The following is a 26,600-nucleotide window of genomic DNA, read 5'->3' on the forward strand; positions in this document are numbered from 1 at the left end:
CATGCACATCCTCGCCGGCACTTCCTCGTCGCTCGACGACATCGCCGAACCGGTCGACCTTCGTCAGCCGGCGGCGGATGTGCTGGTGCTGTCCTTCTCGCCGAGCGACCTGTCCGGCCTCGCGGCTGCATGGGGCGAAGGCGATGTGAGCCTCGGCCTGACGCAGCTTTCCGAACTGCGCCACCCCTTTTCCACCGACCTGTGGATCGAAAAGACCGGCTCGAAGGCGAAGGCCGTTCTGGTGCGCATTCTCGGCGGGCACGACCGCTGGGCCTATGGCGTGGCCGAGCTTTCGCGGATCGCCCGCGAAAACGGCATCGCGCTCGCCCTGCTGCCCGGCGAATGCAGCCAGCGCGACGAGCGGCTGGAAGCCGCCTCGACGGTTTCCCCGGAGGTGCTGGCCGCGCTGCTCGCCTGCTTCCGTGAGGGCGGGCCGGAAAACCTCAAGCGCGCCGTCGGCCACCTGAAGGCGCTGGCGCGCGGCGAAACGGCTGAAATCGATGCCGCCGAGCCGGTCGAAAAGGCCGGCTTCTACCGCCCCGGCCACGGCATTGTGCCGCTCGAAACCCTGCTGGCGGGCTTTCCGGCGGAGGCGCGGCGCATTCCGCTGCTCTTCTACCGCTCGATGCTGCTGGCGAACGACGCCGTCCCCATCGACGCGCTGTTTACGGCGCTGGAACGGCACGGCTTCGCGCCGCTGCCGTTGTTCGTCACCGGGCTGAAGGACAGGCCGGCGCTCGCCTTCGCGGAAGATGCTTTCGCGGCGATCCGCCCGGCGGCCATCGTCACCGCCACGGCGTTTTCCAGCGGCACGGACGAGCGGGGCGAAACCCTGTTCGACCGGTTCGACGCGCCGGTGTTCCAGGTCGTCACCGCCACCACGCCGCGCGCCGGCTGGGCGGAGAACCGGCGCGGCCTCAACCCCGCCGATCTCGCCATGCACGTCGTCCTGCCGGAACTCGACGGGCGGATACTGGCCGGCGCCGTCTCCTTCAAGGAAGCGAACGAAGCGGGTCTTGCCTTCAACCGCCCCGAGCCGGATCGCGTCGAGGCTGTGGCGGATCGCATCGCCGCGCATCTTCGGCTGCGCGCGACGCCGAGGGCCGAGCGCAACCTCGTCATCCTTATTCCTGACTACCCTTCCGCCCCCGGCCGCACCGGCTATGCCGTGGGCCTCGACGTGCCGGAAAGCGTGCGGCGCATGCTGATCCGGCTGAAGGACGAGGGCTATGCGGTGGAGGATATCCCCGCCACCGCCCGCGACCTACTCGACCGGTTGGAGGGCGGCGAAACGCTGCCCCTTTCCGCTTACCGCGCGGCGATGGCCGATCAAACGCAAACGGTGCCGCGTCCCCTTCTCCCCAGCGGGGAGAAGGTGCCCGAAGGGCGGATGAGGGTGGATGCGCCGGCGCAAAAGTCGCAAGGGGAGCCCCCTCATCCGGCTGCCGCCACCTTCTCCCCCACGGGGAGAAGGGGCAAGAGCCGTGAGCCTGGTATTACAGGCGACGGTCCTGCCCTCCTGCCCCAAGCCGCACTGCAAGCGGTCTTCACGACATGGGGATCGCCGGAGGAAGACGAGTCCGTCGAAAACGGCCGTTTCCGTTTCCGCGCCGCCCGCTTCGGGCGCATCACCGTGGCGCTCGCGCCCGACCGGGGGCGGCAGGCGGAGCGCCGCGCCGATTATCACGATCCGGCGCTTGCGCCCCGCCACGCGCTGATCGCCTTCGGCCTGTGGATGCGCCGCGCGCTCGATGCGCACGCCATCGTCCATGTCGGCGCGCACGGGGCCATCGAATGGCTGCCGGGCAAGGTGGTGGCGCTGTCGTCCGCCTGCTTCCCGGAGGTCGTGATCGGTTCGTTGCCGGTCGTCTATCCGTTCATCGTTTCCAATCCGGGCGAGGCGGCGGTCGCCAAGCGGCGCATCGGCGCGGTCACGCTCGGCCACCTGCCGCCGCCGCTCGTCGGTGCGGAACTGTCGCCGGAGCAGCAAAAGCTGGAGCAACTCGCCGACGAATATGCGCAGGCCGAGGGGCTGGACCGCAACCGCCGCGACCGGCTGGCGAAGCTGATCGTCGAGACCGCGCGCGACACCGGCGTCGCGGCGGAAGCGGGCGTCGCGAAGACCGACGATCCCGAGACGGCGCTGGTGCGTATCGACGCCTTCCTCTGCGACCTCAAAGATTTCTCGCTGAAGGACGGCCAGCACATCTTCGGCTTCTCGCCACCGGGCGAGACCGACCCCGCCCGCATCGAAAGCGCGCGCGCCGAGGGCGAGGCCCTGATCGCCGCGCTCGACGGGCGGCGCATCCGCCCCGGCCCCTCCGGCGCGCCGGCGCGCGGCCGCCGCGACGTGCTGCCCACGGGCCGCAATCTCTATGCCGCCGACCCGCGCACCATGCCGACGCCGACGGCCTATGAGCTGGGCCGCCGGGCGGCGGAAGAGGTGCTGCGCCGCCATCTTCAGGACCACGGCGACTGGCCGCAATCCATCGTCATGGACCTGTGGGGCAGCGCCAGCTTGCGCAACGGCGGCGAGGACGTGGCGCATGCGCTGGCGCTGATGGGCGCGAGGCCGGTCTGGGACGCCGCGACGGGCCGGGTGACGGGCGTCGAGGTCCTGCCGCCCGCGAAGCTCGGACGCCCCCGCATCGACGTCACCATCCGCATGTCCGGCCTGTTTCGCGACATGTTCGCCGCGCTCATCGCGCTGCTCGACACGACGATGCGGGCGATCGCGGCGCGCGAGGAAGCGCCGGGCGACAATCCGCTTGCCGAAAAGGCTCGCCGTGAGGGCCGCCTGCCGCCGCGCCTGTTCGGCTCGGCCCCCGGCACCTATGGCGCAGGCATCGAGGACCGGCTTTCCTCCGGCGACTGGCAGGCCCGCGAGGCGCTGGGCGAGGCCTATCTGGCCATGACGAGCCATGCCTTTTCCGGCGAGAACGGCGAGGCGGAGGCCCTGCCCGGCCGTTTCGCCGAGGCCGTGCGCGACGCCGACCTTCTCGTCCATACCGGCGACGATCCGGGCCGCGACCTGCTCGACGGCTCGGCGGACGTCGCCTTCATCGGCGGGTTTTCGGCGGCGGTGGCCGCACTCGGCGGCAAGGCCGATGTGATCGCGCTCGACACCACCGATCCCGCCCGCCCCCGCGCCCGCTCGGTCAGCGAGGCCGTCGCCCGCGTGGTGCGGGGCCGCGCCGTCAGCCCGCGCTTCATCGCCGGCCAGATGCGCCACGGCCCGCGCGGGGCGGCCGAACTGGTCGAAACCGTCGACCGTCTCGTCGGCTTCGCCGAAACCACAGAGGCCATCCAGCCCTCGCTGATCGAAGCCGTGTTCGACGCCTATCTGGGCGACGGGACGGTGCGCGATTTCCTTACCGCCCAGAATCCGGAAGGCGCGCGCTTCATGGCGAAGCGCTTTCTCTCCGCCCGCCGCCGCAACCTCTGGCATCCGCGCCGCAACAGCATCGACGCGCTGCTGGAATCCCTTCTTCGCGAAGATACGGAGGCGACGATCCGATGACGGCGATCCTTCCCGAGACCATGCGGCGCGGCGCGTGCCCCAGCCTTTCCGCCCCCATGCAGACCGGCGACGGCCTGCTCTGCCGCGCGGCACTCACCGCCCCGGCAAGCCCGCGGGCGCTGGTGTCGCTCTGCGCGGCGGCGCTGCGCCACGGCAACGGCATTCTCGACATTTCCGCGCGCGGCAATCTCCAAGCGCGCGGCCTCACGCCCGAAAGCGCCTGTCTGTTCGAGCACGAGGCGCGCACGTTCGGCCTGCCGCTGCGCGATGGCATCGCCATCGACACCGGCCCGCTCGCCGGGCTGGATGCGGCGGAAGAGGCCGATCCGCGCCCGCTGGCGGAAGCCATCCGGCAGGGTGTCGCCGAACGCGGGCTTGCCCCCCGGCTCGCCCCTAAAACGGCGGTGGTGGTGGATGGCGGCGGACGCCTGCCGCTGTCCGCCCTGCTCGCCGATATTCGTCTGCGGGCGGTGAAGAATGCGGGATGGCTGCTTTTCACCGGCGGGCCGGAAAGGCCGGACGCGGCGCACGGCCTGCTGACAGCGAACGATGCGGTCGAAACGGCGCTCATCCTCCTGTCGCAGATGGCCGAGAAGGGCCGCCGCTTCCGGGGCCGTGATTTCGGCGCGGACGCGGTGCGGGCGCTGGCCGGCGCCCGGCTTGCTCCCGCAAGGCCCGCCCCCGTGCCGGCCGGCGATCCGAAGCCGTTCGGCCTGTTTGCGCTGAACGACGGAAAGACGGCGTTCGGCATCGCCCCGGCCTTCGGACAGGTCCGCGCCGAAACGCTGATCGGCTTCCTGCACGCGGCGGAGGCGGCCGGCATCGAGGCGATCCGCCCCGCGCCGGGCCATGCGCTGCTGCTGATCGGCGCGCCTGCCGCCTGCGCGGCGATGGAAAAGGCGGCGGAAAGCGCCGGCTTCCTGACGCGGGCCGACGATCCGCGTGCGGCAATTGCCGTCTGCCCCGGCCAGCCCGCCTGCACCTCGGCGCTGTTCGATACGCATGCGCTGGCGGCGGAGGCCGCACGCCTGCCGCGCCTGCTCGACGGTTCGTTCACGCTGCACATTTCCGGCTGCGCGAAGGGCTGTGCCCATCCCGAGCCGGCGCTGATTGCGCTGTCCGGCCAGCCGGACGGCATCGCTTTTGCCTTCGACGGCAAGGCTGGCGCTCCCCCGACCGCGAGCCTCGCCATCGATCAGGCGGCGGAAACCCTGCGCACGCTCTCGGCGCTCGTTGAACTGAGGCGCGAGGCGGGCGAGACCGCCGCCCGCTGCCTTCGCCGTCTCGGTCCCGCCGGGATCGCCCCGGCGCTCACGAAAGGAACCTCATGACCGTTTACGACTATATCCGCGACGGCAACGCCATTTACGAGAAATCCTTCGCGACCATTCGCGCCGAGGCCGATCTTTCCGCCTTTTCCGAAGAGGAGGCGGACGTGGCGATCCGCATGATCCACGCCTGCGGACAGGTGGAGGCGGCGGCGCATTTCCGCTTCTCGCCCGGCTTCGTCGGCGCGGCGCGCGCCGCGCTCAAGGCAGGCAGGCCGATCCTCTGCGACGCGGAAATGGTGGCGCACGGCGTGACGCGGGCGCGGCTGCCGGCGAACAATGCGGTGATCTGCACCCTGCGCGACCCGCGCACGGCGGAACGGGCGAAGGAAATCGGCAACACCCGCTCGGCGGCGGCGCTGGATTTCTGGGACGAGCATCTGGAGGGCGCCGTGGTCGCCATCGGCAATGCGCCGACCGCCCTGTTCTATCTGCTGGAAAAGCTGGAGGCCGGCGCGCCGCGCCCCGCCGCCATCGTCGGCATGCCGGTCGGCTTCGTGGGCGCGGCCGAATCCAAGGAGGCGCTTCTGGAAAGCCCGCTCGGCATTCCCCACGCCGTGGTCCGGGGCCGCATGGGCGGTTCGGCGATGACGGCGGCCGCACTCAACGCGCTGGCGAGGGCGGGGCTATGACGGAAAAGGGCAAGCTCTGGGGCGTCGGCACCGGCCCCGGCGATCCGGAACTGATGACGCTGAAGGCGGTCAGGGCGCTTTCCGAGGCCCATGTCGTCGCCTTCTTCTGCAAGAAGGGCTCGACCGGCAACGGGCGCGCCATCGTGGCCGCCCATATCCGCCCCGGAACGGTGGAACTGCCGCTGGTCTACCCGGTGACGGTGGAAAAGCACCGCAAGAGCGACGATTACGGCACGGAGATTTCCGCCTTCTTCGACCGCTCGGCGGAAGAGATCGCCGTCCATCTGGAGGCGGGCCGCACGGTGGCGGTGCTCTCCGAGGGCGATCCGCTGTTCTACGGTTCCTACATGCACCTGCATCTGCGGCTGGCGCCGCGCTTCGAGGCCGAGGTGGCGGCGGGCGTCACCGCCATGTCCGGCTGCTGGTCGGCGGCCGGCCTGCCGCTGGTGCAGGGCGACGATATCCTCTCCGTTCTGCCCGGCACGCTGGATGAGGACCTGCTGGCCGAGCGGCTTTCCGGCACGGATGGCGCGGTGATCATGAAGGTGGGGCGCAACCTGCCGAAGATCCGCCGGGCGCTGGAACGGGCCGGCAAGCTCGCCGGCGCGCTCTATGTCGAGCGCGGCACGATGGCCAATGCCGCGATGATGCCGCTTGCCGAACGCGGCCCGGAGCCTGCGCCCTATTTCTCCATCGTGTTGGTGCCCGGCTGGCGGACGCGCCCGCAAGCCCGCGCGGAGGCGGCGGAATGACCGGCGCGCTCAGCGTCGTCGGCCTCGGCCCCGGCGAACCCCGCTTCCTGACGCCGGAAGCCTCCGAAGCCATCGCGCAGGCGGAGGATTTCTTCGGCTACCTCCCCTATCTCGACCGGCTGGCGCTTCGCGACGACCAGCGCCGCCACGCTTCCGACAACCGCGAGGAACTTTCCCGCGCCGAGGCCGCGCTGACGCTGGCCGCCGCCGGGGGTAAGGTCTGCGTGGTTTCGGGCGGCGATCCCGGCGTCTTCGCGATGGCCGCCGCCGTCTGCGAGGCGATGGACAGGGGGCCGGAGGACTGGCGGGCCATCGATTTCAGGGTCGTGCCAGGCGTGACGGCCATGCTGGCGGTGGCGGCGAGCGCCGGCGCGCCGCTCGGCCACGATTTCTGCGCGATCTCGCTCTCCGACAACCTGAAACCCTGGTCCGTCATCGAACGGCGGCTGATCGCGGCGGCGGAGGCCGGCTTCGTCATGGCCTTCTACAACCCGGTGAGCAAGGCCCGCCCGCATCAGCTCGACACGGCCTTCGATGTGCTGCGCGCTCATCTGCCGGCCAAGGTGCCGGTGATTTTCGGCCGCGCTGCCGGCCGCCCGGACGAGGCGATCCGCGTGGTGCCGCTCGCCGAAGCGCGCGGCGCGATGGCCGACATGGCCACCTGCATCATCGTCGGCTCGGTGCAGACGCGGCTGATCGAGCGGCCGGGCAAACCGGCGCTGGTCTATTCACCGCGCTTCTGGGAGGAAGGATGAGAATGGAGCGGCTGCGTCGCTACCCCCTCTGGCTGCCGCCATCTCCCCCACGAGGGGGGAGAACGATGGGTGCACCGGTTTCCCGGCTCGCCGGCGTGGAAGACAACCTAACGGCTCCTGCGCCCTCTCCCCGAGGGGGAGAAGGTGGCGGCAGCCGGATGAGGGGGCTTGCACGGCAGGACCGTCGCGTTCGCTCCCCCTCATCCGCCCTTCGGGCCCCTTCTCCCCGGTGGGGAGAAGGGGGAGCCTGGCAGGAACGCGGAAAATCGCCGCAGCACCATGTCCGCCACCGCCTCCACGCTCTCGCCGCTTTCCACCTCCGGCAAAACGGGCCGGGCGATCATCACCACCGGCAGGCCGAGCGCGCGGGCGGCGGCGATCTTGCCGTAGGCGGCCTCGCCGCCGGAGTTCTTCGAAACGACCACCTCCACGCCGTGCGCTTCGAGCAACGCCCTCTCCTCGTCCTCCGGGAACGGACCGCGCGCGGTGATGTAGTCCGCATCCGGCAGGGCGAGCGGCGGCTCGACCGGATCGACGCTGCGGATCAGGTAACGGTGCTGCGGCGCGGCCTCGAAGGGCAGAAGTTCGTTGCGTCCGAGCGCCACGAACACCCGGCGCGGCGCATCACCAAGCACGGAAACCGCCGCCGCGACGCTTGCCGCGTCGCGCCAGTCGTCGCCCGCCTGCCGCTGCCAGCCGGGGCGGCGCAGCGCGACCAGCGGCACGCCGGAAAGCGCCGAGGCGCGGGCGGCATTGGCGGAAATCTTCGCCGCATAGGGATGGGTCGCATCCACCAGCAGATCGAAACGGCCCTGCTTCAGAAATTCCGCCAGCCCTTCCGCGCCGCCGAAGCCGCCGGTCCGCACCGGCACGGGCTGGGCGGCGGGCGTCTTCGTGCGTCCGGCCAGCGAAAGCAGGCAATCGAAGCCGGCTTGGGAAAGCTGCGCGGCAAGCTGGCGCGCTTCGGTCGTACCGCCGAGAATGAGCAGGGAGGGTTTCATGTCGTCTCCTGAATCGGATCGTCCCGTTTTAGCCGATGCGCCGTGGCTGTCCATCGTCGGCATCGGCGAGGACGGTGCGGCGGGGCTGGGCGAAGCGGCGCGCGCGGCGATCGCCGGGGCCGCGCATGTCTTCGGCGGCCGGCGGCATCTTGAGCTTGCCGCCCCGCTGATTACCGGCGAGGCGCATCCCTGGCCCGTGCCCTTCGATCCCGGCATGGCGGCGGTGCTGGCGCTGAAGGGAAGCCGCGTCTGCGTGCTTGCCTCCGGCGATCCCTTCTTCTTCGGTGTCGGGGCGACGCTCTCGCGCCATCTGAGCCACGGCGAGTTTGTCGCCTTCCCCGCGCCGTCCGCCTTCTCGCTGGCGGCGTCGCGGCTTGGCTGGCCGTTGCAGGGGGCCGAATGCCTGTCGCTGCATGGCCGCCCGCTCGATCTCATCCGCCCGCACCTGCATCCCGGTGCGCGCCTCATCGCGCTGACCTCGGACGGAGACGGCCCGGCGGCGCTGGCGGGTCTGCTGGCCGGAAGCGGCTTCGGCGCATCGCGGCTCACCGTTCTCGAAGCGCTCGGCGGGCCGCAGGAGCGCATCCGCACCCGGCCCGCGGAGAAATGGGACCTCGGCCCGGTCGATGCGCTCAATGTCGTGGCGGTCGAGGTGACGGCGGGGGAGAACGCCCGCGTCCTTCCCTTCGGCTTCGGCCTCGCCGACGATCTGTTCGAGCATGACGGCCAGATCACCAAGCGCGAGATCCGGGCGCTGACGCTTTCGGCATTGTCGCCCCGACGTGGCGAATTGTTGTGGGATATCGGCGCGGGCTCCGGCTCCATCGGCATCGAGTGGATGCTGGCGCATCCGTCGCTCTCCGCCATCACCATCGAGCGCGATCCGGCCCGCGCCGAACGCATCGCGCTCAACGCTGCGCGGTTCGGCGTGCCGGGGTTGAAAATCGTCACCGGCGCGGCTCCGGCGGCGCTCGAAGGCCTGCCCGCGCCGGATGCGATCTTCATCGGCGGCGGCGGTTCGGGTGACGGCGTGCTGGACGTGGCACTCGCCTCGCTGAAATCCGGCGGCCGGCTCGTCGCCAATGCCGTGACGCTCGACATGGAGGCGGTGCTGATCGCCGCACATTCGCGCCACGGCGGCGCGCTGACGCGGATCGAGGTTGCCCGCGCCGCGCCCATCGGCACGATGACCGGCTGGCGGTCCGCCATGCCGGTGACGCAATGGGCATGGGTGAAGCCATGATCGTCGCGGGCATCGGCTGCCGCAGGGGCACGGCGGCGGAGACCATTCTTGCCACGCTCGACGCGGCGTTGGCGGCGGCTTCCCTCAGCCGTGGTGCGCTGGCCGCGCTGGCGACCGGTGCGCTCAAGGCGGAGGAAGCCGGGGTGAAGGAAGCGGCGAACCGCCTCGGCCTGCCGCTGCGCATCGCGGACGATGCCGCGCTCGCCGCCGCCGAACCGCGCCTTCTCACCCGTTCCGAGGCAAGCCACGGGGCGACCGGCAGCGGCAGCCTGTGCGAAGCCGCCGCCCTTGCCGCCGCCGGCGAAGGCGCAAGCCTGCTTGCCCCCCGTTTCATCCGCGAGGGCGTCACCGTCGCCCTCGCCCGCATGTCCGGAGACCATCCATGACCGTTCATTTCATCGGCGCCGGCCCCGGCGCCGCCGACCTCATCACGCTGCGCGGCATGCGGCTGATTTCGACCTCCCCCGTCTGCCTCTATGCCGGCTCCATCGTGCCGAAGGAACTGCTCGACTATTGCCCGGCGGAGGCCCGCATCGTCGATACGGCGGCACTGTCGCTGGACGAGATCGAGGCGGAATATGTCGCCGCCCACGCGGCGGGCCGCGACGTGGCGCGGTTGCATTCCGGCGATCTTTCCGTCTGGAGCGCGGTGGCCGAGCAGATCCGCCGGCTGGAGCACCATGGCATCCCCTATACGATGACGCCCGGCGTGCCGGCCTTCGCGGCGGCGGCAAGCGCGCTGAAGCGGGAGCTGACCATTCCCGAAGTGGCCCAGAGCCTCGTCCTCACCCGCGTCTCCGGCCGCGCCTCGAAGATGCCGGCGGGCGAGACGCTCGCCGCCTTCGGCGCCACCGGCACGACGCTCGCCATCCATCTGGCGATCCACGCGCTGGCGAAGATCGTCGCCGAGCTCGCCCCTCTCTACGGTGCCGATTGCCCGGTCGCCATCGTCGTGCGCGCCACCTGGCCGGACGAGCGGGTGATCCGCGGCACGCTTTCCGACATCGAGGCGAAACTCGCCGCCGAACCGGCGGAACGCACCGCGCTCATTCTCGTCGGACCGGGGCTGGGCGCGCGGGATTTCCGCGAAAGCGCCCTCTATAGCGCCGATTACGTCCGCCGCTTCCGTCAGGGCCGGTCCGAATGAGCCGCCGGCGCGAAGCCGCAGCGACCGCGAAGCGCGCCGTCGCGGTCGAAGACGAGGATTTCGAGCGCGATGCCGGGATGGTCGAGCGCCTTGGCCGCCGTCCGCCAGGCGCGCGCGGCGACCAGTGCCCCGAGGTCGAAGCCTGCCGCCTGCGCCAGCGCGAAGGCGTGCGCCACGGTGTTGGCGGCGGCGATTTCGCCCGCGAGTGCCTCGTCCGCCCCGCCTTGCCGGGCGAGTGCGGTAAGCGCCTCGAGATCGGCGAGGCCGCGCTTGGAATGCACGTCCAGCATGCCCTGCGCCAGCTTGGTCATCTTGGCGACCCCGCCGGCCACCGTGACCTTTTCGACCGGGTGTTTCCTCAGATATTTCAGCATGCCGCCGACGAAATCGCCCATGTCGATCAGCGCGATGTCGTCGAGGCCGTGCAGCGCCTGTCCCGCCTTTTCCGAGGCGTTGCCGGTCGCGCCGAGAACGTGGGTAAGCCCCGCCGCGCGGGCGACGTCGATGCCGCGCCAGATCGAATGGATCCAGGCCGAGCAGGAAAAGGGAATGACGATGCCCGTCGTGCCGAGGATGGAAATGCCGCCGAGAATGCCGAGCCGCGGGTTGAGCGTGCGTTCGGCGAGCCTGGCGCCGTTCGCGACGGAAATCTCCACCTCGAAATCCTCCGAGCCCGTCGCTTCGCGGATCGCCTCGGCGATCATCCGGCGCGGCACGGGGTTGATGGCCGGCTCGCCCGGCGGCAGCGGCAGGCCGGGACGGGTGATCGTGCCGACGCCCGGCCCGGCGCGATAGGCGATGCCGCTGCCCGGTTCGCGGTGGCGCACGGTGGCGGAAATCGCTGCGCCGTGCGTCACGTCCGGGTCGTCGCCGGCATCCTTGATCACCGTGGCGCGGGCGAAACCCTCGCCTTTTTCCTGCGCGGCGAGCGCGAAGGCCGGGCGCTGGCCGCCGGGCAGCGTCACCGCGACGGGATCGGGAAACTCGCCGGAAACGAGCGCGGAAACGGCGGCCTTCGCAGCCGCCGCCGCGCAGGCGCCGGTCGTCCAGCCGCGCCGCAGGTCCTTGCCGTCCTCGATCATGAACCATCCTATAAACGCCGGGCGGCGCGCCGTCACCGGCAAAAGGCTTTCGCATGACGCTTACCCGTACGCTTTCCCGTTTCGAGGCCGGCTGGCCGGACTTCCGGCCCGGCCATGTCTGGCTGGCGGGCGCCGGCCCCGGTGATCCGCGCCACCTGACGCTGGAGGTGGCGAGCGCCCTTTCCCGCGCCGATGCCGTGGTTTACGACGCGCTGGTGAACGAGGCGGTGCTGTCCCTCGCGCCGCAGGCGGACCTGCTTTACGCCGGAAAACGCGGCGGCAGGCCCTCCGCCGTGCAGGAGGATATCTGCAAGACCCTTATCGATCTCGCCCGGGACAACGGGCGCGTTCTGAGGCTGAAGGGCGGCGATCCCTTCCTGTTCGGGCGCGGCGGCGAGGAGGCGCTGGCGCTGCGGGCGGCAAACATCCCCTTCCGCGTCCTGCCCGGCCTCACCTCCGCTTTCGCGGCGCTCGCCACGGCGCATATTCCGGCGACGATGCGGGGCATGAGCCGCGCCGTGACCTTCGCCACCGGCCATGCGGCGGACGAGCCCGACGATCTCGACTGGGCGGCGCTCGCCCGCACCGGCGAGCCTATTATCGTCTACATGGGCATGAAAAACCTCGACCGGATCGTCGCGAAGCTGAAGGCCGCCGGCCTTTCCGGCGCTACGCCCGCCGCCGTCATCATGGCCGCGACGACGCCCGGGGAGCGTATCCTGACGGCGACGCTGGACACGCTGGCGGAGGAGGCGAAGGCGCAGGGCTTTGCCGCACCGGCGCTGATCGTGATCGGCGAAATCGTCGCCGTGCGGGCCATGCTTGCCGGGGAGACGGCGGCATGAGCGCCCGGGCCATCATCATCGGCGCGCCGCGCTCCGGCTCGGGCAAGACCAGCGTCACCATCGGCCTGCTGCGCGCCTTTTCCCGGCGCGGCGTGAAGGTGCGCGGCATCAAGACCGGGCCGGACTACATCGACCCCGGCTTCCACGCCGCCGCGACGGGCCTGGAGGGCCTGAACCTCGAAAGCTGGGCCATGCGGCCGGCGCTGATCGCCCATCTTCTCGACGATGCGGCGAAGGATGCCGACCTCCTGCTCATCGAAAGCGCGATGGGCCTTTTCGACGGCATTCCGGGCGAGCCGAACCGCTCCGGCGCGGCGGCGGATCTCGCCCGCAGCATGAACATTCCGGTGCTGCTGGTGCTCGATGTCTCGGGCCAGTCGCAGACGGCGGCGGCGCTGGCCTGCGGATTCCTGCGCTACGATCCGGCGGTGAGGATCGCCGCCGTGGCGATGAACCGGGCGGGCAGCGAGCGCCACGTCCGGCTGGCGGGCGACGCGATCCGGGCGCTCGGCGTTCCTCTCGTCGGCGCGGTTCGCCGCGATGCGGGGCTGACCCTGCCCGAGCGGCATCTGGGACTGGTGCAGGCAAGCGAGCACCCCGCCATCGAGGCGCATATCGAGCGTCTGGCCGATGCGATGGAGCGGTCGCTCGATCTCGATGCGATCCATGCCGCCGCCGCGCCGCTCGCCATACCGCCCGGCTCGGATGAGGCGATGATTTCCCCGCCCGGGCAGCGCATCGCCATTGCCGAGGATGCGGCCTTCACCTTTCTCTATCCGCATCTGCGCCGGCACTGGCGCCGGGCGGGCGCGGAACTCGTCGGCTTTTCGCCGCTGGCGGACGAGGCGCCGCCTGCGGATTGCGACGTCTGCTGGCTGCCGGGCGGCTATCCGGAGTTGCACGCGGGACGGCTTGCGGCAGCGGAAACGTTCCGCGCCGGGCTTGTCCGTTTCGCCGGGACGAAGGCGGTTCACGGCGAGTGCGGCGGCTATATGGCGCTTGGGGAAAGCCTGACGGATGCCGCCGGGAAGACGCACCGCATGGCGGGATTGCTCTCCCACCGCACCAGTTTCGCGGAGCGGAAGATGAACCTCGGCTACCGGCAGGCCCGGCTTGTCGATAGCGGTGTGCTCGGTCCGGCGGGCACAAGCATCCGGGGCCATGAATTTCACTATGCGCGCGTCATCGATCCCGGCTGCGACGCGCCCTTTGCCGAAATCGCTGACGGGGAAGGCCGCCCGATCGGCTTTTCGGGCGGGCGGCGCCGCCTCGTCAGCGGCACGTTCTTCCATGCCATCGCCCGTTCCTGACATGGATAGCCCCTCCCCGGCATTCCGGGAAGGGGCTATCCTTTTGTTCCTGCGCATTTTCTGAAAATGCTCGAAATCCGGCGGCTCAGCCGGAAGCGCCGTCCACCGCGTCCTCGTCGGGTTCCGGCAGCATGCCGGTGCCCGGCGTCTTCGAACGGTCGATCAGTTCTTCCTTGTTGTGCGGTCCTGCAGCGGGCAACTCCTCGGGCGTGCTGGCCTTGTCGCGCGGCTGAAGATCGCGTTCCTTCTTCTTCACCTTGCTCATGTCGTTGCCTCCTTCCCTTGTTTTTCAGGTCTGGATCAACGGGCGGGCCGGCGGAAAGGTTCCCCGGCCCCGCAGGGCTCAGGCCGCCTCCAGCGCGGCTTCGGCACGCAGCAGCATGCCGAACAGGTCGCGCGGCTCGTCCGGGTCGGCCACCAGGTCGAGGTCCTGATAGAGCCCGGTTTCGGCCAGAAGGGCATGGACGTAGCGCAGGGCGGAAAAGTCCTCCGTGGCGAAGCCGACGCTGTCGAACAGGGTGATCTGCCGGTCGTCGCCGCGGCCCTCCTTCTCGCCGGCGATGACCTGCCAAAGCTCCGTCACCGGATGATCGGGCGCGAGCTGCTGGATTTCGCCCTCGATGCGGGTCTGCGGCGGGTATTCGACGAAGATCTGCGACCGCAGCAGGATTTCCCGGGCCAGTTCCGTCTTGCCGGGGCTGTCGCCGCCGACCGCGTTGATGTGAACGCCCGGCCCGGCCATGTTGTCGGAAAGAATGGTGTTCTGGCGCTTGTCCGCCGTGACGGTGGTGATGATATCCGCGCCCTCGACGGCTTCCTCCGCCGTCTTGCAGGCGACTATCTCGAAGCCGAAGCCCGAAAGGTTGCGCCGGCATTTTTCCGTGGCGGCCGGGTCGATGTCGTAGAGGCGCAGGCGCGTGACGCCGGTCAGCGCCTTGAAGGCGATCGCCTGGAATTCGCTCTGCGCGCCGTTGCCGATGATCGCCATGACGCTCGAATCCGTGCGGGCGAGATGCTTCGCCGCGACGGCGGAGGTCGCCGCCGTGCGCAGTGCGGTCAGCAGCGTCATTTCGCTGAACAGGATCGGATAGCCGTTGTGGACATCGGCCAGAACGCCGAAGCCGGTGACGGTCTGGCGGCCTTCCTTCATGTTCTTCGGATGACCGTTGACGTATTTGAAGCCGTAGAGATCGCCGTCGCTGGTCGGCATCAGCTCGATCACGCCTTCTGCCGAATGGCAGGGCACGCGCTCGCGCTTGTCGAACTGCGGCCAGCGGCGGAAATCCGCCTCGATGGTCTCGGCCAGTCCCTTCAGGAACGGCTCCACGCCGGTCCTCAGGACAAGCTTCATCATGTTGTCGACGCTGACGAACGGAACGGTGTTGAGGTTGGCGGCGGTCATAGTCTGGTTCCCTCTTTGCTTATGGCTGGTCGGTTGAATGGTGGGCGCTCACCCGGCGCGGGTCGGGCGGTCGAGCACGGTGCGGCCCATGAGGCTGGCGGCGAGATCGACCATCAGCAGCGCCGTCTTGCCGCGCTCGTCGAGAAACGGGTTGAGTTCCACCAGGTCGAGGCTCGAAACGAGGCCGCTGTCGTGCAGCATCTCCATGACGAGATGCGCCTCGCGGAACGTCGCGCCGCCCGGCACGGTGGTGCCGACGGCAGGCGCGATGGACGGGTCGAGAAAATCGACGTCGAGGCTAACGTGCAGCATGCCGTTCGCCGCCTTCACGCGGTCCAGAAAGGCGCGGATCAGCACGCCGACGCCGTGTTCGTCGACGGCGCGCATGTCGTGGATGGTGGCGGCGGTCGCGTTGAGCGCGGTGCGCTCGGCCGGATCGGCGCTGCGGATGCCGAGCATGGCCAGATTTTCCGTTGCCAGCGGATGCGGCACGGGCGGAAAATAGCCGGCAAAGCCCGACTGTCCGGTGAAATAGGCCACCGGCGTGCCGTGCAGGTTGCCACTTTCCGTCGTGTCGAGCGTATGGAAATCGGTGTGGGCGTCGAGCCAGAGCACGAAGAGAGGCCGGCCCCGTGCTGCCGCGCGGGCCGCCATGCCGTGGACCGTTCCGGCCGACAGCGCATGGTCGCCGCCCATGAAGACGGGCATGGCGTTCTCGCTCTCGCGGAAGGCGATCTCCGAAAGGGTCTCCACCCAGCCGGCGATGTCCGGCAGATGATGGATCGCCCGGTTGGGATGGACCGGCGGCCGGGCGGGTCGCGGCGCGGCATTGCCGCAATCCGTCACCCTGTGGCCGAGGCTGGACAGCGCATCGGCGAGCCCCGCCACGCGCAGGGCCGAAGGGCCCATTTCGCAGCCGAGCCGTCCTGCGCCGTCCTGAAGCGGCACGCCGATCAAACGCACATCCATGTCCCGGTCTCCGTCGGATTCGTAATGTGTCTATTGAAACACGGAGATGTGGCGGAATGAACATTGAATATTGGCAAATATTCCCGAATGACTTGTCAAATTGGTCAATTATCTTTATCGAAACGGTCATCATGGACGAACTGGACACCAAGCTCATCACCCTGCTGCGCCACAACGGACGCCGCAGCATTTCCGATCTGGCGCTCGAAACGGGAGCGTCCCGCGCCACCGTGCGGGCGCGGATCGAGAAGATGGAGAAGGAGGGCACGATTCTCGGCTACACCGTCATCCTGCGGGCCGACACGGTGGAGGTGCCGGTGCGCGGCATCATGCTGATCGAGATCGAAGGCCACGGCACCGAGCGCATCATCCGCGCGCTCGGCAACTATCCGGAAATATCGGAAATCCACACCACCAACGGCCGCTGGGACCTCATTCTGGAACTGGGCGCCTCCAGCCTGGCCGAGTTCGACGCCGTCCTGCGGCGCATCCGGCTCATTCCCGGCATCGCCTCCAGCGAAACCAGCCTGCTTCTGTCATCGCCGCGCTCGGCGCGGGCGCGGCTTTGAGTTGAGGACCGCCGTGCTTCAGGCGCGCTCGTAAAGATTGCGCCGGGCCAGCCAGCAGCCGGCTTCCAGCCGCGTCACCCGCCCGCGGCCGTCGCGTTCGAACCGCAGCGTGAAATCGCCGGGCGCCGGGGCGTCCATCGACCGGCGGACGGGCATGAGCCAGACGTCCGGCGCGAAGGGAAAGAGCGGATGCGCCGTCCCCTTGCCGAGAAAGCCGGAAAAGACGCCGAAAGGCTGGCCGCCGGAAACCGCGATGTCCAGATCGGCCTGAAGCTCCGGCGAGGTGTAGCGGCCGGCGATGTCCTCCGCTCCGGCGAACGGTTCGTCGGCAAGCGGCGGCAGGCGCTCCAGCCGGGTGAACAGGTTTTCGAACCGGCGTTCCAGAAGCAGGCCGTCGCCGTCGACCCGCAGCACCGTCTGGTCGCCGGAGGCCGTGCGCTCGTCGGCCGGGCTCAGGAACTCCGCGCCGGTGCCGAAGCGGAAATGGATGGTGCCGCCCGGCAGGGGAGTGACGGCGGCCGAAAGCCCGGTTTGCGGGCACAGGAAATGCCCCTTGAGCGCTTCGCCCGGCTGGCGGTTTTCCGTCGCGGCCGGCGAGCGGCCAAGGGCAGCGTCCAGCACGGAAAAGGCGGCGGCGCGCGCATTGGCCTCGTGGTTGAACATCACCACCACCGAAAGCCGCTCGGCGGGCGCATGAACGCGGTGGCAGCGCCAGCCGCGCAGGGCGCCGCCGTGGCCGACGGTCGCGATGCCGTTATGATCGGCATGGGCAAGGCCGAAGCCGTAATAGGCCTGGCGTCCGTCCGCGAAGGCCGGCGGGCGGGAGAGCCGGGCATGGATGCCGTCGGCGTCGTCGCGCGTCCGGTCGATGAACCGCTCCCAGGCGATCAGATCGTCGAGGCTCGCCACCAGGCCGGCATCGCCCGCCCACCAGATGCGGTTGACAGCCGGGAAGAAGCCGGTCGCGGCATTGCCTTCATAGCCCATGACATGGCCGGGCCGGTCGGCGGTGTCGGGCGCCAGCCGCGCCGTTTCCATGCCGGCGGGCGCCAGAATGCGCTCGGCCAGCAACTCGCCGAGATCGCGGTCGGTCCGCTCGGCGATGATCTCGCCGAGAATGTGGAAATTGCCGTTGGAATAGGAATAGCGGTGGCCGGGCGCGAAATGGGTGGTGCGGGTCCGCCCGATCAGTTCGCGCGCCTGGCTGCGGTCGAAACGCCCTTCCGCCAGCGCGCCGTGCAGCACGGTGAGCGCCCAGTAGTCGCGCAGGCCGGACTGGTTGTGGGCGAGGTGCGCAATCGTCGGGCGCGGCCCCTCCATTAGCGGCAGCCACGCGCCGAGCGCATCGTCGAGAACGGACGGATCGGGAAAGAGATCGAGCAGCAGGCCGCAGGTGAACTGCTTGGTGACGGAACAGACCGGCATGAGGCTTTGCGGAGACATCGGCATGCGGCGGTCGAGATCGGCATAGCCCCAGGCGTGGCGCACGAGCACCTCGCCGTTCCGGACGACGGCGACCGCGCCGCCCGGTCCCCGCCAGTGAAGGGGCAGGGCGGCGACGATCCGTTCGAGCGGTGAAAGCGATTGCGACATGGGAAAATCCTGAGAAGGGCTTATCCACGGGGCCGGGCAAGCAGACGGTCCACGAAATCCGGCACGGTTTCGGTTGCGCGGCCTTCGATGACGGAGTCGAAGAACCCGCCGGAGGCTTCAAGGTTCAGTTCGACGGTCCATGCGCCGGCCTCTCTGGCCTCGCGCACGAAGCCCGCTGCGGGATAGACCGTACCGGACGTGCCGATCGAAATGAAGAGGTCGGCCGAAGAAAGCGCGTCGAAAATCTCCTCCATGAAGTAGGGCATCTCCCCGAACCAGACGACATCCGGGCGCACCTGCCCGGCCTGCATGCACGAAGGGCAGACGGTGTCCGTGCCCATGTCGCCGTCCTGCGCGAAGCGCGCGCCGCATCCCGCGCACAGCGCGCCATCCAGCGTGCCGTGCATGTGGCGCAGCCGCGACGAGCCGGCTTTCTCGTGCAGGCTGTCGATGTTCTGCGTCACGAGCAGGAAGCCGCCCGGCCATTCCCGTTCCAGCCGCGCCAGCGCCAGATGGGCGGCGTTCGGGGCGCGGGCCGCCGTCTCGCGCCGGCGCATGTTGTAGAATTCGTGGACCAGCGCGGGGTTTTCGGCAAACCCTTCCGGCGTCGCCACCCGGCGGTAATCGTACCGGGCCCAGATGCCGTCCGGATCGCGGAACGTGTCGAGGCCGGATTCGGCGGAAATCCCCGCCCCGGTCAGGATGACGATGTTGCGTTCCCTGAATTGCTGCATGCCGCTTCCCCCGGTAATCTCCTGTGGAGCGATGTCCATCCTCCTGCCCCGCGGAACAGGGAGATGGAGGCTTGGCGCAAGATGTCAAGGCGCGCCGCGAAGGCCGAGAACCGCATTCAGCCGTGCGACCAGCACCCGTTCGCCGCCGCCGGGCCTGTCCTGTTCGACGCGGCCGGAGACGAAGGCGACCCGGTTTCCGGTCCGTTCGGCATGGATCGTCACGGCAAGATCGCCGGGGCGGCCCGACGCGAGAAAATCGACCGTTCCGTCGAGAAGCGAAAGCGGCCGTACAAGATGGCCGCCGAAGCGTTCCGCCGCCGTGTGCAGCGCGGCGGCGATCAGGCCGCCATGCAGCGCGCCGCGGCTGGCATTGCCCATGAATTGCGGGCGAAAGGCAAGGCGCCCGACCAGAACATCGGCGCGGATTTCCGAAACCATGCCTGCCGGCCCCGACAACGGGTCGATGCTGAAATCGGCCCGCGGCGGGATGGGCGGCGCCTCGTTTTCGTTCAGTTCGACGCGGCGCACCGCGATCATCCGGCCCTGCGCCAGCACCAGCGGCACATGCGGCGCATCCTTGGCCGATATGGTGATTTCCGTCAGCACGAAATCGCCCTGCACGGGCCGCGCCCGGGCAAAGGCCAGCAGCGCCGCGCCCTTCGGAATCGGCGCCAGAACCGCCTGTTGCAGGCTCACCGTCGCCACCTGCGTGCGCCAGCCGAAGGCGGCGGCGGCAGCCTGCCCCGCCGCTACATCGGCAAGGGCGAAGGTCATGGCCGGCGCGATGGCGCCGTCCGATCCGCTCAGGCGCGGCAGGAAGGGCATGACCAGCCGCACATCGTCGGCTTCCGCCGACAGGTAGCGCAGCCCGCACCAGTCATGAAAGGCGACGATGCCATCGTAGAGCGCGAAGAACCGGTGGCGGAGGCGGTCATGGATTTCGGTCATCACGGGTTCCGTCGATGGCAGACAAGCGGTTCGGCATGGCATAGAAGTGGAACATGGCGCATCGCGACAGTTTCGGCCGTCTGCGGGCGAAACACAAGTCCGGCCGCCGGCAGGCCGGGCCGGACGATATCGGCAAGGGAGTGAACAGGACATGACCGCGGCGGACCGGACATTCGAAACCGAACTGGAAACCTGGCGCGCGCAGCGCCTGAAGGCGCTCACTTCCGAGGACGGCTGGCTTTCGGTCTGCGGCCTGATCTGGATCGAACCGGGCCGATGGCGCTTCGGTTCGGCGCAGGACAACGATATCCTCATCGAAAAGCTGCCGCCCCATGCCGGGGTGCTCACGCTCGATGACGACGGTTCCGCACGGGTTGCCCTGTCGGCTGCGGGCGGCACGATCGGCGGCGAGGCCGTGCCGGAAGGTCCGCTCGTCGACGACCGCGACGCGGCGCGTCCGCCGACCCGCGTCGCCTTCGGCACGGTGAGCTTCCACCTCATCGACCGCGAGGGCCGGAAGGCATTGCGGGCGCGCGACAGCGAAAGCCCCATTCGCACGGGTTTTGCCGGTCTCGATCATTTCGACGCCGACCCGGCCTTTCGCATCGAGGCCGATTGGGTGGCGGTCGATCCGCCCCGCGTCTTCGAGGTCGACAGCATCGTCGGCATTTCGAGCACCGTCGCGGTGACGCACAAGGCCGTCTTTTATCATGACGGCGCACAATACACGCTCTGGCCGACGCATGGCAGCGCCGCCGCCCCCATGTTCGTGCTGCGCGACACGACGGCGGGCAAGGAAACCTATGGCGCGGCCCGCTTCCTGTCCGGCTTTTTCGAGGAGGACAGGCCGGGCCGGATCGTCCTCGATTTCAACCGGGCGATCAACCCGCCCTGCGCCTTCACGCCCGCCGCAACCTGCCCGCTGCCGCCGGAGGAAAACCGCTTGCCCTTCCCGATCCGCGCCGGCGAGAAGAAGCCGCGCGACTGACCTGACAGCAACCCGACAGTCGGGTATCTGTCGTGGTGCGGGACCGGAGAAGAGGCAATCTTCCGGCATCGAACCCCGGAGAAACGGCATGCTGGTACAAAAACACAGGCTTCAGCGCGGCTGGTCGCAAGAGCAACTGGCCGAAGTGAGCGGATTGAGCGTCCGCACGATCCAGCGCATCGAGCGCGGGCAATCCGCCAGTCTGGAAAGCATGAAGGCGCTGGCCGCCGTCTTCGAGGTCGATCTTTCGCAACTCACGGAGCCGAAGGAGGCCGAAATGCCCGTTCCCGCAACCAGTGCCGCCGAAGCGGAGGAAACCCTCGCTTTCGCGCGGGTCCGCCGCATCAGGCGGTTCTACATCCATGTTCTGCAATATATCGTCGTCATCGCCGTGCTGGCGGTCGTCAATGTCGTCACCAACCCGGATTATCTATGGGTGTTCTGGCCGGCGCTCGGCTGGGGCATCGGCCTCGTTTCCCTCGGGCTCACCACCTTCGGCATGGTGCCGTTTCTCAATGCCGCGTGGGAGAAGAGGCAGGTGGAAAAATATCTCGGCCGGAAGCTCTGACATTGAAAGCTCTGACAGGGGCTTTCGCCCGCCCGGGCACGAAAAAGCCGCCTGCGAACGGGTCGCAGGCGGCCTTGCGGGGCGGCGGAACCGGCGGAGGTCAGACCGTTTGCACCGCCATCATTTTCTCGGCATATGCGTGGACGCGGCGGAAGGCGGCCACGGCTCCGGCGACGGCGCGCTCCTCGGCGGCCTCGTCCAGGTCGACGGCGTCGAGCGCGGCCGTGAAGGTGCGCCAGTGCAGGCCGCGGCCTTCCGGTGCGCCGGCCAGATGGCGCGCGCCGAAGGTCTCGTCGAGGCCGAGCTTCGCCGCATCCTTGAGCAGGAAGGCGGCGCCCAGATTGGAGCCCTCGACCACGTAGAGCCAGCCCAGCGCCTCGGCGAGAACCGGTTCGGAGCCGCGAGCGAAGACGGGCTCGCCGGCCTCCGGCCGCTCGGTGCCGAGATCGGCGAGGTCCTGTTCGATCATCGCCAGACGGCGGCGGCCGGCGAGATCGGGCAGGAGCGCATCGAGCCGCGCATCGAAGAACAGCGCGTCGAGATCGCGGTGAAAGAGATATTGGGTGCGCACGAACCGGGCGAAATTCTCCCGCCCCTCGAAGGGCTTGGCCTGCATGATGAAGCCGTCCAGCGCCGAATGGGCGGCGTGCGTGGCGGCTCTCATCCGCTTCACGCGGGAGGTCGTGTCGAGATCGCGTTCTGCCTTGGTCATTCCATACTCCAGATCCGTATTTTTCCAGACTATAACAGTCATGTTTTGCCATCAAGGGGCTGTTCGGCGATTCCGCGACGCTAACCCGCCGGGTCGGTTCTTTTGCGCAGCTTGCGTTCGGCGCCGAGGAGCAGGCCCTTGAGCTCCGGCTCGCGGACGCGGCGGGCCGCTTCCGCACAGGACATCCATTCGATGCGCCGCTGTCCCTTCTCGCGGAAGGAGGTGACGATGCCGCGCGTCTCGACCAGATGAACCTCGACCGTGCAGGGCGCGAGGGAGCCGTCGTCCCTCTCCTTGAGATAGGTGAAATAGCCGAACGGCTTCTTGCGCGCCTTGCCGCGCACGCCGGCTTCCTCCAGCGCCTCGATCTCGGCCGAGCGACAGAGCGTCTTGCCCTTGACCGGCCAGCCCTTGGGAATGATCCAGCGCCCGCTTTCGCGCGACGTCACCAGCAATACTTCCAGCGCGCCGGTGACGGGGTTGTGGCGATGACAGAGCGCGCCGCACTGGGTCTGGAAGCCGGCGGAGAACAGCCTGTCCGCAACGGCGGCAAGCTCGCCGAGCAGTCCCGTGGCCTTGCGTTTGCCGGTATCCTTGTGCGCCATCGCCGCGACCGTTCCTTGCCTTCTACGGCGAACACCGATTCCCGCTCCATTGTGCCCGTGGCCGGATGTCGGGAATGTGACAGTTTCATCTTCAACAGAAAAAAGCAAAAAGCCCCCTGATTTCGCGGGGATTCGAATTCTTTCTTCTGTCCTTCATGACAAATTTGTGACAGGGGAGGCAAGCATAAAAGGAACGACGTCATGATGGGACTTTTCAGAAAGTTGCTTCCCCGCGAGGATGCCTTCTTCGCCCTTTTCGAGCGCCATTCCCAGCGCATCGTCGGTGCGGCCGAAGCGCTGGAACGCCTGCTTGCGGGGCATGACGGGGCGGCGAACGCCGAGCGGATCGTGGCGCTCGAGGACGAGGCGGACGACATCACCCGCGAAGTGTTGCAGGCCGTGCGCCTCAGTTTCATCACGCCGTTCGACCGCGGCGACATCAAGGACCTGATCCAGTCGATGGACGACGCCATCGACATGATGCACAAGGTGGTAAAGACCGTGCGCCTGTTCGAACGGACGGATTTCGAGCCCGGCATGCAGGAAATGGGCAAGGCCGTGGTCCAGGCGGCGCACCTGATCGCCAGCGCCATTCCCCTGCTCGACAGGATCAACGCCAATGCCGTCGAACTCGGCAGCATCGCCGAGGAGGTCATGCGCGTCGAGGGCCGGTCCGACGAATTGCACGAACTCGGCCTGAAGGACCTCTACCGGCGCTACGGCAAGGCCGACCCGATGGCCTACATCGTCGGAAGCCAGATCTACGGCGATCTCGAGAAGGTTCTCGACCGGTTCGAGGACGTCGCCAATGAAATCAGCGGCATCGTGATCGAGAACGTCTGATGGACGCGTCACTCGCTCTCCCGCTGCTCGTGGCGCTGATCGGCGTCGCGCTGTTCTTCGATTTCCTCAATGGTCTGCACGACGCGGCGAACTCCATCGCCACCATCGTCTCGACCCGCGTGCTGAAGCCGCAATATGCCGTCGCCTGGGCGGCGTTCTTCAATTTCATCGCCTTCCTGTTCTTCGGCCTGCATGTGGCCAACACGCTCGGCACGGGCATCATCGATCCGCATATCGTCTCGCCGCAGGTGATCTTCGCGGCGCTGACCGGCGCGATCCTGTGGAACATCATCACCTGGCGGTTCGGCATCCCCTCCTCCTCCTCGCATGCGCTGATCGGCGGCCTCGTGGGCGCGGGGCTCGCCAAGGTCGGCCCGTCCTCCATCGTGGCGAGCGGCCTGCTCAAGACCGTGTTCGCCATCGCCCTGTCGCCGATGGTGGGCTTCCTGCTGGCGCTCACCCTCATCCTGCTGGTGTCCTGGGGGTTCCTGCGCCAGACGCCGTTCGCGGTGGACCGCACCTTCCGCTTCATGCAATTCGTGTCCGCCTCGATGTATTCGCTCGGGCATGGCGGCAACGACGCGCAGAAGACGATGGGCATCATCGCCGTGCTTCTGTTCTCGCAGGGCCATCTCGGCGCCGAGTTCTACGTTCCCTTCTGGGTGGTCATCACCTGCCAGTCGGCGATGGCGCTCGGCACGTTGTTCGGCGGCTGGAGGATCGTCCACACGATGGGGTCGAAGATCACCCGGCTGAACCCGATGCAGGGGTTCTGCGCGGAAACCGGCGGGGCGCTGACGCTGTTCGGCGCGACCTTCCTTGGCATTCCGGTCTCCACCACCCACACGATCACCGGCGCCATCATCGGCGTCGGCGCGGCGCGGCGCACCTCGGCGGTGCGCTGGGGCATTGCCGGCAACATCGTCGTTGCCTGGGTGGTCACGCTGCCCTCGGCCGCCGTCATTTCCGCGCTGACCTACTACATCGCCAGCCTGTTCGGCTGATATCCGGTCGTGCCCTGAAACGATCCACGTAATCTTGTTGCTCTCAAATTCAGCAGACGATGCCTTTGTTGCGCGATTGCGTCGAAAGCCCTCACCTTATTTCGCGTTTTCGAGGCTGTTTGTGCCCGCCCGGCGCTTGACGTTGCGCGGATTTTGCTGAAATGAAAGGGATCTATCGAGGCGTACCGGATGGTTCGCCAAGGTTCCGGAGGCGTTCGGGAGCAAGGCGGCACGAAGGCGGCGGGAGGACATTGCCCCGGCAGGCCGCAATCCGCTTCGCCCTCGCAACGAACGACAAGAGCAAAAGCCGGGGACGCCTGCCGAAGGGGCGGCCGATCGCCGGAAGGAGAGGAAAAATGAAGTCGCTTTTCGCCTGCGCCGCTGCTGCCGGCGTTTTCGTTTCCGCCCTATGGGCGACTGCCGCCGCCGCCGATCCGGTCGAGGTGAAGATCGCCTATGCGCTCGCCCGCGATTCGCACTATGGCGCGGCCGCCGAGGGCTGGGAAAAGGCTGTCACCGAAGCGTCCGGCGGGCGTTACAAGTTCACCCACTTCCCGTCTTCCGCACAGGGCGGCGAGCGTGAGGTTCTCGAAGGGCTGCAACTCGGCACCGGCGTTCAGGCCGCCGTCGTGTCCTCGGGCACGCTGTCGAACTTCGTGCCGGAAGCCGGCGTGACGGACATCCCCTTCCTGTTCCGCGACCTCGCGCATGGCCGCGCCGTGCTCGACGGCCCGGTCGGCCAGTCGATCATCGAGAAGTTCCCCGATGCCGACCTGATCGCGCTGGCCTGGGGCGAACAGGGCTTCCGCCACATCACCAACAACCGCAAGCCGATCGAAAAGCCGGAGGATCTTGCGGGCCTCAAGATCCGCACGATGGAAAACCCGACCCATATCGACGCCTTCAAGGCCGCCGGCGCGGCACCGACGCCGATGTCGTGGCCGGAAGTCATCCCGGCGCTGGAACAGGGCGCCATCGACGCGCAGGAAAACCCGCTTTCCGTGATCGTGTCGGCCAAGCTGTGGGAAGTGCAGAAGTACCTGACGCTGTCCGGTCACGTCTATTCGACGGCGATGCTGGTGGTCGCGCCGGATTTCTGGAACGGCCTGTCCGAAGAGGACCAGAAGATCTTCCTCGACGGCGCGAAGCAGGGCCAGGCCGCGATGCGGGCCTTCGTCGACAATGCCGAAAAGAGCGGCGCCGAAACGGCAAAGGCCGCCGGCATACAGATCAACGAGCTCTCCGCCGAGCAGAAGGCCGCGTTCCAGACGTCCATGAAGGACGCCTATGACGGCTATTACAAGACCTACGGCAAGGACCTGATCGACGAGATCATCGCGGTGGAATAAGCCGCACCTGCGTCATCGCCGTCCGGCGCGCATTGTGCGGGATGGCTTCGCCTTCGGGCCGGAAGATAACGACACGACACATCAGAGCATCTCGGCTCTTCCGCGGCAGGCGGAGGCAGCCCGGGGGAAAGCCCATCATGAAGACCGCAGAGAAAATCTTCGTCGACATCAACCGCTGGGTGCTGATCGCCATCATGGTGACGATGGCGGTCATCGTGTTCCTGAACGTTCTCCTGCGCTTCTTCACCAACCAGTCGATCACCTGGTCGGACGAGGTGGCGCGCCACCTGATGATCTGGCTGACCTTCCTCGGCGCCGGCATCACGCTGCGTTACGGCGGGCTGGTCGCCATCGACAATCTCCAGCTTTCCGCCAGTCCGCGCGCGGCGAAGATCATGCGTATTCTCGTCGCCGCCATCCTGCTCGCCTTCTTCGTGGTCATGATCTGGGCCGGCAAGACCTATGTGGGGCGGACGATGCGCCAGCTCACGCCTTCGACGCGCATCCCCTTCGGCTATGTCTACATGGCCATTCCCATCGGCTTTTCGCTGCTGATCGCCCATTTCCTGCTGGTGATCCGTGCCTTCGTCGGCCACGGAATGAGCGTTCTCCAGGAGGAGGACGAGGCCCCGCCCGTCGCGGGCTGAGGCCCGGATACATCACGCCGTCCTCCCACCGCTTCCTCCGTCGAACAGTCTTCC

Annotated in this window: 27 protein-coding genes; 17 read left to right on the plus strand and 10 right to left on the minus strand. The window is 68.5% G+C overall.

The genetic code is table 11. From position 1 onward, the window contains the following. Position 1: 1 nt before the first annotated feature. From NOF55_RS13160 to NOF55_RS13180, 5 genes are read left to right on the plus strand one after another with little or no spacing between them, the layout of a single operon-like run. On the plus strand, positions 2-3,520 hold the full coding sequence (locus tag NOF55_RS13160; RefSeq protein WP_306412214.1) for a cobaltochelatase subunit CobN: 3,519 nt from the start codon (positions 2-4) through the stop codon (positions 3,518-3,520). Beyond that, complete coding sequence (cobG, locus tag NOF55_RS13165; RefSeq protein WP_306411842.1) at positions 3,517-4,851, plus strand: precorrin-3B synthase; 1,335 nt, start codon at positions 3,517-3,519, stop codon at positions 4,849-4,851. Before NOF55_RS13160 ends, cobG begins: the two co-directional genes overlap by 4 nt. Then, positions 4,848-5,480 (plus strand): precorrin-8X methylmutase, encoded by a 633-nt coding sequence (locus NOF55_RS13170; protein WP_306411843.1) that lies wholly within the window; start codon positions 4,848-4,850, stop codon positions 5,478-5,480. Before cobG ends, NOF55_RS13170 begins: the two co-directional genes overlap by 4 nt. Next, on the plus strand, positions 5,477-6,232 hold the full coding sequence (locus NOF55_RS13175) for a precorrin-2 C(20)-methyltransferase (protein WP_306411844.1): 756 nt from the start codon (positions 5,477-5,479) through the stop codon (positions 6,230-6,232). Before NOF55_RS13170 ends, NOF55_RS13175 begins: the two co-directional genes overlap by 4 nt. Beyond that, complete coding sequence (locus tag NOF55_RS13180; protein ID WP_306411845.1) at positions 6,229-6,987, plus strand: precorrin-3B C(17)-methyltransferase; 759 nt, start codon at positions 6,229-6,231, stop codon at positions 6,985-6,987. Before NOF55_RS13175 ends, NOF55_RS13180 begins: the two co-directional genes overlap by 4 nt. Before the next feature lie 200 nt (positions 6,988-7,187). Here NOF55_RS13180 and NOF55_RS13185 read toward each other — a convergent pair whose 3' ends face one another. After that, positions 7,188-7,988 carry a cobalt-precorrin-6A reductase gene (locus NOF55_RS13185; protein WP_306411846.1) on the minus strand — a complete coding sequence of 267 codons (801 nt, stop codon included), beginning with the start codon at positions 7,986-7,988 and terminating at the stop codon, positions 7,188-7,190. Here NOF55_RS13185 and cbiE point away from each other — a divergent pair. The 3 genes from cbiE to cobM are packed head-to-tail and all read left to right on the plus strand — an operon-like array spanning position 7,987 to position 10,378. Beyond that, entirely contained in the window at positions 7,987-9,231 is a 1,245-nt protein-coding gene (gene cbiE / locus NOF55_RS13190) for a precorrin-6y C5,15-methyltransferase (decarboxylating) subunit CbiE (protein WP_306411847.1), read from the plus strand. The genes NOF55_RS13185 and cbiE overlap by 2 nt on opposite strands. Continuing rightward, on the plus strand, positions 9,216-9,617 hold the full coding sequence (locus NOF55_RS13195) for a cobalamin biosynthesis protein (protein WP_306411848.1): 402 nt from the start codon (positions 9,216-9,218) through the stop codon (positions 9,615-9,617). Before cbiE ends, NOF55_RS13195 begins: the two co-directional genes overlap by 16 nt. Continuing rightward, positions 9,614-10,378 (plus strand): precorrin-4 C(11)-methyltransferase, encoded by a 765-nt coding sequence (gene cobM, locus NOF55_RS13200; protein ID WP_306411849.1) that lies wholly within the window; start codon positions 9,614-9,616, stop codon positions 10,376-10,378. Before NOF55_RS13195 ends, cobM begins: the two co-directional genes overlap by 4 nt. On the opposite strand, the gene NOF55_RS13205 is transcribed toward cobM, so the two are convergent. Then, the gene (locus NOF55_RS13205) at positions 10,360-11,460 is read right to left on the minus strand and encodes a cobalt-precorrin-5B (C(1))-methyltransferase (RefSeq protein ID WP_306411850.1); all 1,101 of its coding nucleotides are present in this window, start codon (positions 11,458-11,460) and stop codon (positions 10,360-10,362) included. The two genes, cobM and NOF55_RS13205, sit on opposite strands and share 19 nt — an antisense overlap. Positions 11,461-11,513: 53 nt before the next feature. On the opposite strand from NOF55_RS13205, the gene cobA reads away from it, so the two are divergent. Together cobA and NOF55_RS13215 are read left to right on the plus strand one after the other, a co-directional pair. After that, positions 11,514-12,305 (plus strand): uroporphyrinogen-III C-methyltransferase, encoded by a 792-nt coding sequence (gene cobA, locus NOF55_RS13210; RefSeq protein WP_306411851.1) that lies wholly within the window; start codon positions 11,514-11,516, stop codon positions 12,303-12,305. Then, positions 12,302-13,615, plus strand: coding sequence for a cobyrinic acid a,c-diamide synthase CobB (locus NOF55_RS13215; protein ID WP_306411852.1), 1,314 nt, complete (start codon positions 12,302-12,304; stop codon positions 13,613-13,615). Before cobA ends, NOF55_RS13215 begins: the two co-directional genes overlap by 4 nt. Positions 13,616-13,700: 85 nt before the next feature. Here NOF55_RS13215 and NOF55_RS13220 read toward each other — a convergent pair whose 3' ends face one another. The 3 genes from NOF55_RS13220 to rocF form a co-directional block, all read right to left on the minus strand. Next, complete coding sequence (locus NOF55_RS13220; protein WP_306411853.1) at positions 13,701-13,880, minus strand: hypothetical protein; 180 nt, start codon at positions 13,878-13,880, stop codon at positions 13,701-13,703. Between the two features lie 78 nt (positions 13,881-13,958). Further along, positions 13,959-15,017: an ornithine cyclodeaminase gene (ocd, locus tag NOF55_RS13225; RefSeq protein ID WP_306411854.1), complete on the minus strand. Its 1,059-nt coding sequence runs from the start codon at positions 15,015-15,017 to the stop codon at positions 13,959-13,961. A gap of 48 nt (positions 15,018-15,065) precedes the next feature. Next, positions 15,066-15,986, minus strand: a complete 921-nt coding sequence (gene rocF, locus NOF55_RS13230; protein WP_306411855.1) for an arginase — start codon at positions 15,984-15,986, stop codon at positions 15,066-15,068. Between the two features lie 131 nt (positions 15,987-16,117). On the opposite strand from rocF, the gene NOF55_RS13235 reads away from it, so the two are divergent. After that, the gene (locus NOF55_RS13235; RefSeq protein WP_306411856.1) at positions 16,118-16,555 is read left to right on the plus strand and encodes an Lrp/AsnC family transcriptional regulator; all 438 of its coding nucleotides are present in this window, start codon (positions 16,118-16,120) and stop codon (positions 16,553-16,555) included. Between the two features lie 18 nt (positions 16,556-16,573). Here NOF55_RS13235 and NOF55_RS13240 read toward each other — a convergent pair whose 3' ends face one another. From NOF55_RS13240 to NOF55_RS13250, 3 genes are all read right to left on the minus strand, one after another. Continuing rightward, the gene (locus tag NOF55_RS13240) at positions 16,574-18,148 is read right to left on the minus strand and encodes a D-aminopeptidase (protein WP_306411857.1); all 1,575 of its coding nucleotides are present in this window, start codon (positions 18,146-18,148) and stop codon (positions 16,574-16,576) included. Between the two features lie 20 nt (positions 18,149-18,168). Continuing rightward, positions 18,169-18,882: an NAD-dependent deacylase gene (locus NOF55_RS13245; RefSeq protein WP_306411858.1), complete on the minus strand. Its 714-nt coding sequence runs from the start codon at positions 18,880-18,882 to the stop codon at positions 18,169-18,171. Between the two features lie 84 nt (positions 18,883-18,966). Further along, on the minus strand, positions 18,967-19,830 hold the full coding sequence (locus NOF55_RS13250; RefSeq protein ID WP_306411859.1) for a PaaI family thioesterase: 864 nt from the start codon (positions 19,828-19,830) through the stop codon (positions 18,967-18,969). Positions 19,831-19,981: 151 nt separating this feature from the next. On the opposite strand from NOF55_RS13250, the gene NOF55_RS13255 reads away from it, so the two are divergent. Both NOF55_RS13255 and NOF55_RS13260 read left to right on the plus strand, forming a co-directional pair. Continuing rightward, complete coding sequence (locus tag NOF55_RS13255) at positions 19,982-20,818, plus strand: DUF1684 domain-containing protein (RefSeq protein ID WP_306411860.1); 837 nt, start codon at positions 19,982-19,984, stop codon at positions 20,816-20,818. Positions 20,819-20,906: 88 nt separating this feature from the next. Next, complete coding sequence (locus NOF55_RS13260) at positions 20,907-21,386, plus strand: 2TM domain-containing protein (RefSeq protein ID WP_306411861.1); 480 nt, start codon at positions 20,907-20,909, stop codon at positions 21,384-21,386. Positions 21,387-21,486: 100 nt separating this feature from the next. Here the strand turns inward: NOF55_RS13260 and NOF55_RS13265 are convergent, their stop codons facing one another. Together NOF55_RS13265 and NOF55_RS13270 are read right to left on the minus strand one after the other, a co-directional pair. Continuing rightward, entirely contained in the window at positions 21,487-22,098 is a 612-nt protein-coding gene (locus tag NOF55_RS13265; RefSeq protein WP_306411862.1) for a biliverdin-producing heme oxygenase, read from the minus strand. 80 nt (positions 22,099-22,178) lie between these two features. After that, entirely contained in the window at positions 22,179-22,703 is a 525-nt protein-coding gene (locus NOF55_RS13270) for an NUDIX hydrolase (protein WP_306411863.1), read from the minus strand. Between the two features lie 201 nt (positions 22,704-22,904). On the opposite strand from NOF55_RS13270, the gene NOF55_RS13275 reads away from it, so the two are divergent. From NOF55_RS13275 to NOF55_RS13290, 4 genes are all read left to right on the plus strand, one after another. Then, positions 22,905-23,546, plus strand: coding sequence for a DUF47 domain-containing protein (locus NOF55_RS13275; RefSeq protein WP_306411864.1), 642 nt, complete (start codon positions 22,905-22,907; stop codon positions 23,544-23,546). Beyond that, positions 23,546-24,550 (plus strand): inorganic phosphate transporter, encoded by a 1,005-nt coding sequence (locus tag NOF55_RS13280; RefSeq protein ID WP_306411865.1) that lies wholly within the window; start codon positions 23,546-23,548, stop codon positions 24,548-24,550. Before NOF55_RS13275 ends, NOF55_RS13280 begins: the two co-directional genes overlap by 1 nt. A gap of 356 nt (positions 24,551-24,906) precedes the next feature. Beyond that, positions 24,907-25,899, plus strand: coding sequence for a TRAP transporter substrate-binding protein (locus tag NOF55_RS13285; RefSeq protein ID WP_306411866.1), 993 nt, complete (start codon positions 24,907-24,909; stop codon positions 25,897-25,899). A 137-nt stretch (positions 25,900-26,036) separates the two neighbouring features. Further along, entirely contained in the window at positions 26,037-26,546 is a 510-nt protein-coding gene (locus NOF55_RS13290) for a TRAP transporter small permease (protein ID WP_306411867.1), read from the plus strand. Positions 26,547-26,600 lie beyond the last annotated feature (54 nt).

The sequence above is a fragment of the Ectorhizobium quercum genome (assembly GCF_026552795.1).
GTDB classification, from domain to species: Bacteria; Pseudomonadota; Alphaproteobacteria; order Rhizobiales; family Rhizobiaceae; genus Ectorhizobium; species Ectorhizobium quercum.

What these genes read in the sequence shown, in the direction of transcription:
- NOF55_RS13160 (WP_306412214.1), top strand. Translation starts at nt 2, where the DNA reads ATGCACATCCTCGCCGGCACTTCCTCGTCGCTCGACGACATCGCCGAA.
- cobG (WP_306411842.1), top strand. Translation starts at nt 3,517, where the DNA reads ATGACGGCGATCCTTCCCGAGACCATGCGGCGCGGCGCGTGCCCCAGC.
- NOF55_RS13170 (WP_306411843.1), top strand. Translation starts at nt 4,848, where the DNA reads ATGACCGTTTACGACTATATCCGCGACGGCAACGCCATTTACGAGAAA.
- NOF55_RS13175 (WP_306411844.1), top strand. Translation starts at nt 5,477, where the DNA reads ATGACGGAAAAGGGCAAGCTCTGGGGCGTCGGCACCGGCCCCGGCGAT.
- NOF55_RS13180 (WP_306411845.1), top strand. Translation starts at nt 6,229, where the DNA reads ATGACCGGCGCGCTCAGCGTCGTCGGCCTCGGCCCCGGCGAACCCCGC.
- cbiE (WP_306411847.1), top strand. Translation starts at nt 7,987, where the DNA reads ATGTCGTCTCCTGAATCGGATCGTCCCGTTTTAGCCGATGCGCCGTGG.
- NOF55_RS13185 (WP_306411846.1), bottom strand. Translation starts at nt 7,988, where the DNA reads ATGAAACCCTCCCTGCTCATTCTCGGCGGTACGACCGAAGCGCGCCAG.
- NOF55_RS13195 (WP_306411848.1), top strand. Translation starts at nt 9,216, where the DNA reads ATGGGTGAAGCCATGATCGTCGCGGGCATCGGCTGCCGCAGGGGCACG.
- cobM (WP_306411849.1), top strand. Translation starts at nt 9,614, where the DNA reads ATGACCGTTCATTTCATCGGCGCCGGCCCCGGCGCCGCCGACCTCATC.
- NOF55_RS13205 (WP_306411850.1), bottom strand. Translation starts at nt 11,460, where the DNA reads ATGATCGAGGACGGCAAGGACCTGCGGCGCGGCTGGACGACCGGCGCC.
- cobA (WP_306411851.1), top strand. Translation starts at nt 11,514, where the DNA reads ATGACGCTTACCCGTACGCTTTCCCGTTTCGAGGCCGGCTGGCCGGAC.
- NOF55_RS13215 (WP_306411852.1), top strand. Translation starts at nt 12,302, where the DNA reads ATGAGCGCCCGGGCCATCATCATCGGCGCGCCGCGCTCCGGCTCGGGC.
- NOF55_RS13220 (WP_306411853.1), bottom strand. Translation starts at nt 13,880, where the DNA reads ATGAGCAAGGTGAAGAAGAAGGAACGCGATCTTCAGCCGCGCGACAAG.
- ocd (WP_306411854.1), bottom strand. Translation starts at nt 15,017, where the DNA reads ATGACCGCCGCCAACCTCAACACCGTTCCGTTCGTCAGCGTCGACAAC.
- rocF (WP_306411855.1), bottom strand. Translation starts at nt 15,986, where the DNA reads ATGGATGTGCGTTTGATCGGCGTGCCGCTTCAGGACGGCGCAGGACGG.
- NOF55_RS13235 (WP_306411856.1), top strand. Translation starts at nt 16,118, where the DNA reads ATGGACGAACTGGACACCAAGCTCATCACCCTGCTGCGCCACAACGGA.
- NOF55_RS13240 (WP_306411857.1), bottom strand. Translation starts at nt 18,148, where the DNA reads ATGTCGCAATCGCTTTCACCGCTCGAACGGATCGTCGCCGCCCTGCCC.
- NOF55_RS13245 (WP_306411858.1), bottom strand. Translation starts at nt 18,882, where the DNA reads ATGCAGCAATTCAGGGAACGCAACATCGTCATCCTGACCGGGGCGGGG.
- NOF55_RS13250 (WP_306411859.1), bottom strand. Translation starts at nt 19,830, where the DNA reads ATGACCGAAATCCATGACCGCCTCCGCCACCGGTTCTTCGCGCTCTAC.
- NOF55_RS13255 (WP_306411860.1), top strand. Translation starts at nt 19,982, where the DNA reads ATGACCGCGGCGGACCGGACATTCGAAACCGAACTGGAAACCTGGCGC.
- NOF55_RS13260 (WP_306411861.1), top strand. Translation starts at nt 20,907, where the DNA reads ATGCTGGTACAAAAACACAGGCTTCAGCGCGGCTGGTCGCAAGAGCAA.
- NOF55_RS13265 (WP_306411862.1), bottom strand. Translation starts at nt 22,098, where the DNA reads ATGACCAAGGCAGAACGCGATCTCGACACGACCTCCCGCGTGAAGCGG.
- NOF55_RS13270 (WP_306411863.1), bottom strand. Translation starts at nt 22,703, where the DNA reads ATGGCGCACAAGGATACCGGCAAACGCAAGGCCACGGGACTGCTCGGC.
- NOF55_RS13275 (WP_306411864.1), top strand. Translation starts at nt 22,905, where the DNA reads ATGATGGGACTTTTCAGAAAGTTGCTTCCCCGCGAGGATGCCTTCTTC.
- NOF55_RS13280 (WP_306411865.1), top strand. Translation starts at nt 23,546, where the DNA reads ATGGACGCGTCACTCGCTCTCCCGCTGCTCGTGGCGCTGATCGGCGTC.
- NOF55_RS13285 (WP_306411866.1), top strand. Translation starts at nt 24,907, where the DNA reads ATGAAGTCGCTTTTCGCCTGCGCCGCTGCTGCCGGCGTTTTCGTTTCC.
- NOF55_RS13290 (WP_306411867.1), top strand. Translation starts at nt 26,037, where the DNA reads ATGAAGACCGCAGAGAAAATCTTCGTCGACATCAACCGCTGGGTGCTG.